We start from the raw sequence: 4,040 nt of genomic DNA, 5'->3' as shown, positions 1-4,040 counted from the left end.
ATGTCCGGACCCGAGTGGATGCGTGACTACGCACCCGACGAGATGAACCGTCTCGCCACCGCCTACGAAGAACTGGGGATCCTGAAATGAGCCATCCTGTGACTGACGACGTGAGCGGCAACGCCGTACCCGTCGCGGACGAGTCCCCCTTCCCTCCCGCCCAGCTGGAGTCGGGCAACCCGCTGCTCTACCGCATCATCCTCGGCGCCCTCCTCGCCCTGGGCGTCTTCCTGGCGACCTACGCCTGGAACCTGGGGATCGGGTCCCTGCAGCGGCCCGCCTCCGGGCTGTGGGTGTTCATCGTGGCGCTCGGCATCATCATCGCCGTCCCCGGGGCGTTCCTGGTCAAGGAGCAGTTCGAGGTCTTCAACCGGGAACGCGTGATCCGCGCGGTGCTCATGGCCGGTGGACTGTTCCTCTTCGTCGCCCTCTACCCCCTGCTCGGGTTCGTCCTGGCGGGCGCCGTCAGCCTCTTCATCATCTCCCGGTGGAGCGCCGAGGAGTCCGTCCGTAACTCACTGATCATCGCGGTCCTCACCCCGACGGTGCTCTACCTGCTGTTCGGCGTGCTCTTCCACGTCTCCCTCGCCCTCCTGCCCGGCTGGCTGTAGCCGGACCCGTCATCCAGAAAGTGAGCATCCCATGGATACTCTCAGCGGTCTGATGTCAGGCTTCGAGGTGGCGTTCAGCCCGTACAACCTGCTGTTCGTCACCCTCGGCGTGGTCATCGGCACCATCATCGGCCTCATCCCCGGGCTGGGCCCGGTCACCGCCATCGCCCTCCTGCTGCCCATCACCTACGAGCTCGACGCGGCCACCTCCATCATGATGCTGGCCGGCATCTACTACGGCTCGATGTACGGCGGCCGCATCCCCGCCATCCTGCTCCGCCTGCCCGGTGACGCCTCCGCCGTGGTCACGACCTTCGACGGCTACCCGCTGGCGAAACAGGGCAAGGCCAGTGAGGCGCTCAGCCTCACCGCGATCGGCTCCTTCATCGGCGGCACCGTCGCCATCATCGGCCTCACCTTCCTGGCGCCGGTCCTGGCCCAGCTCGCCGGCAACATCAACTCCGCCGACATGTTCGCCCTCGCCCTCATCGGCCTGCTCATGATCATCCTCCTGGGGTCCGGCTCGAAGTGGAAGGCCCTCATCATCGGCTGCCTGGGCATCATCGTCGCCACCATCGGCATCGACCCGATCTCCGGCAACGACCGTCTCACCTTCGGTGTCCTGCAGCTGCTCCCGGGTATCGACATCGTCGCCGTCGCCGTCGGACTCTTCGGCATCGGCGAGCTCATCTACAACGCCGAGCAGGGTTTCTACCAGGGGACCAGGGGCTCCAACCTGAAGCCCACCCTGCCCAGCCGCGCTGACTGGCTCCTCTCCCGTTTCGCCATCCTCCGTGCCTCCGTCATCGGCTTCTTCATCGGCATCATCCCCGGTGGCGGTGGCCCGGTGTCCGCGGTGGTGGCGTACGGCGTCGAGAAGAAGGTGTCCAAGCGGCCCCACATGTTCGGCAAGGGTGCCGTCGAGGGGCTGGCCGCCACCGAGACCGCCGACAACGCGTCCTCGAATTCCTCGTTCATCCCGCTGCTCACCCTCGGCGTCCCGCCGAACCCCGTCCTGGCGCTGATCTTCGGTGCGCTCCTGCTGCAGAACATCACCCCCGGTCCCGCGTTGGTCAACGACCATCCCGAGGTCTTCTGGGGAGTCATCGCCTCGATGTACATCGGCAACGTGCTGCTCCTGGCACTCAACCTGCCGCTGGTCGGTGTATTCGTCCAGATGCTGCGCGTGCGCGGCAACATCATGGCCCCGATCATCCTGCTCGTCGCCATCTGCGGTGTCTTCAGCGTCCGCAACAGCCTTTTCGACGTCGCGACGGCCATCGTCTTCGGCATCGTCGGCTACATCCTGCGCAAGGCCAACTTCGAGATGGGCCCCTTCATCCTCGGTTTCATCCTGGGCCCCATCCTCGAGCTGCAGTTCCGTCGCACCATGCTCGTCTCCGACGGCAGCTTCAGCGTCTTCCTGGAGCGCCCGCTGGTCATCGCCATCATGATGGTCATCCTGGCCGTCACCGCCGCCTCGCTGGTCGACCGCCTCCGTAAGCGTCAGAAGCGACTGCGGGAACTGGCCAACGACCCCGACCGCACGATCTACGTCTGATGACCGTGACCACCGACGAACGCTCCCGCCTGGCCCGGCTCTTCTTCCCCGACGGGGAGGAGCCGGACCCGCGCTTCACCCTCGCCAACGAACGCACCTTCCTCGCCTGGACCCGCACCTCCCTGGCCTTCCTCGCCGGCGGCATCGCCCTCGAGGCCTTCCCCCTCGACCTGTCCCCGGAACTGAAGACCGGGCTGGCGGTGTTCATCATCGCCGTGGGCATGCTCATCTCCGCCGGGGCCGCCGGCCGCTGGGTGCGGGTCGAGCGGGCCATGCGCCGCGGAGCCCCGCTGCCCGTCCCGGGGATCGTGCCGCTGCTGTCCTTCGCCGCCCTGGCGGCCTCCTGCGTGGCCATGTGGCTGTTCCTCACCCCCTGAGACCCCATGAGCCCGCACCACACCGACCCCGGACTCCAGCCCGAGCGCACCTCCCTCGCCTGGACCCGCACCGCCCTGGCCATGTCCCTCTGCTCCATGATCCTCGTCCGGTGGGCGTGGGTCTACGGCCCCTGGGTGCTGGCCCTCATCGTCGTCCTCGCCGCGATGGCGCTGGGCATCCACCTCTCCCAGCAGCGCCGCTACCTCGAGGAGGTGGCGGGACTGCTGGCGGACTCCTCCCCCGTGAGCATCGGCAGCGTCCTCACCCTCACCGCCGCGATGATGTTCCTCATCCTCGCCCCCTAGAAACACCGCAGGGCCCCTCCCACCGTGACGGTGGGAGGGGCCCTGCGGACGTCGACAAGCGACCTTAACGGGTCAGACGACGGTGGGTGACACGCGACGGGCGTGCGGCCTCCGCGCCGAGGCGCTCGACCTTGTTCTTCTCGTAGTCACCGAAGTTGCCCTCGAACCAGAACCACTTGCCCTCCTCGATGTTGCCTTCCCAGGCGAGGATGTGGGTACAGGTGCGGTCCAGGAACCAACGGTCGTGCGAGATGACCACGGCGCAGCCCGGGAACTGCTGCAGCGCGTTCTCGAGGGAACCCAGGGTCTCGACGTCCAGGTCGTTCGTCGGCTCATCGAGGAGCAGCAGGTTGCCGCCCTGCTTGAGGGTCAGCGCCAGGTTGAGGCGGTTGCGCTCACCACCGGACAGGACCTTGGACGGCTTCTGCTGGTCCGGGCCCTTGAACCCGAAGGCGGACAGGTAGGCGCGGGACGGCATCTCGTTCTGGCCGACCTTGATGTAGTCCAGGCCGCCCGAGACGACCTGCCACACGGTCTCCTCCGGGTCGATGTTCTCACGGCCCTGGTCGACGTAGGACAGCTTGACGGTCTCGCCGACCTCGACGGTGCCGGAGTCCGGCTGCTCCAGACCGACGATGGTCTTGAACAGGGTGGTCTTACCCACACCGTTCGGGCCGATGACGCCGACGATGCCGTTACGCGGCAGGGTGAACGACAGGTCCTTGATGAGGACGCGGCCGTCGAAGCCCTTCTCCAGGTCCTTGACCTCGACGACCTTGTTGCCCAGGCGCGGCGGGGTCGGGATCTGGATCTCCTCGAAGTCCAGCTTCTTGTACTTCTCGGCCTCGGCGGCCATCTCCTCGTAGCGCTCCAGACGGGCCTTGTTCTTGGCCTGACGTGCCTTCGGGGAGGAGCGGACCCACGCCAGCTCATCCTTCAGGCGCTTCTGCAGCTTCTGGTCCTTCTTGCCGGCGACCTCGAGGCGCTCGGCCTTCTTCTCCAGGTAGGTGGAGTAGTTGCCCTCGTACGGGTGCAGCTTGCCGCGGTCGACCTCACAGATCCACTCCGCGACGTGGTCGAGGAAGTAACGGTCGTGGGTGACGGCGAGGACGGCACCCTTGTAGTCGGCCAGGTGCTTCTCCAGCCACAGGACGGACTCGGCGTCCAGGTGGTTGGTGGGCTCGT

General features: G+C 66.8%; 5 protein-coding genes. 4 read left to right on the top strand and 1 reads right to left on the bottom strand.

What is annotated here, in order from left to right; all coding sequences use genetic code 11:
• The first annotated feature begins 98 nt into the window (after positions 1-98).
• Genes GXZ33_RS09550 through GXZ33_RS09535 form a run of 4 tightly spaced genes read left to right on the top strand, consistent with a single transcriptional unit; the run spans position 99 to position 2,855 of the window.
• Positions 99-611: a tripartite tricarboxylate transporter TctB family protein gene (locus GXZ33_RS09550; RefSeq protein ID WP_291340804.1), complete on the top strand. Its 513-nt coding sequence runs from the start codon at positions 99-101 to the stop codon at positions 609-611.
• 52 nt (positions 612-663) lie between these two features.
• Entirely contained in the window at positions 664-2,172 is a 1,509-nt protein-coding gene (locus tag GXZ33_RS09545; RefSeq protein ID WP_291340803.1) for a tripartite tricarboxylate transporter permease, read from the top strand.
• Positions 2,172-2,549: a DUF202 domain-containing protein gene (locus tag GXZ33_RS09540; RefSeq protein WP_291340802.1), complete on the top strand. Its 378-nt coding sequence runs from the start codon at positions 2,172-2,174 to the stop codon at positions 2,547-2,549. Before GXZ33_RS09545 ends, GXZ33_RS09540 begins: the two co-directional genes overlap by 1 nt.
• 6 nt (positions 2,550-2,555) lie before the next feature.
• Positions 2,556-2,855 (top strand): DUF202 domain-containing protein, encoded by a 300-nt coding sequence (locus tag GXZ33_RS09535; RefSeq protein WP_291340801.1) that lies wholly within the window; start codon positions 2,556-2,558, stop codon positions 2,853-2,855.
• 64 nt (positions 2,856-2,919) lie between these two features.
• Here GXZ33_RS09535 and ettA read toward each other — a convergent pair.
• A partial coding sequence (ettA, locus tag GXZ33_RS09530; protein ID WP_291340800.1) for an energy-dependent translational throttle protein EttA occupies positions 2,920-4,040 on the bottom strand: 1,121 nt, incomplete at its 5' end.

Origin of the sequence: Corynebacterium sp. (assembly GCF_012838985.1) — a bacterium.
In the GTDB taxonomy this organism is placed as follows: Bacteria; Actinomycetota; Actinomycetes; order Mycobacteriales; family Mycobacteriaceae; genus Corynebacterium.
This window is presented reverse-complemented; position numbering and strand designations above follow the sequence as displayed.

Excerpts from the sequence above, each read along its gene's own strand:
- GXZ33_RS09545 (WP_291340803.1), top strand. The coding sequence starts at position 664 with ATGTCAGGCTTCGAGGTGGCGTTCAGCCCGTACAACCTGCTGTTCGTC.
- GXZ33_RS09540 (WP_291340802.1), top strand. The coding sequence starts at position 2,172 with ATGACCGTGACCACCGACGAACGCTCCCGCCTGGCCCGGCTCTTCTTC.
- GXZ33_RS09535 (WP_291340801.1), top strand. The coding sequence starts at position 2,556 with ATGAGCCCGCACCACACCGACCCCGGACTCCAGCCCGAGCGCACCTCC.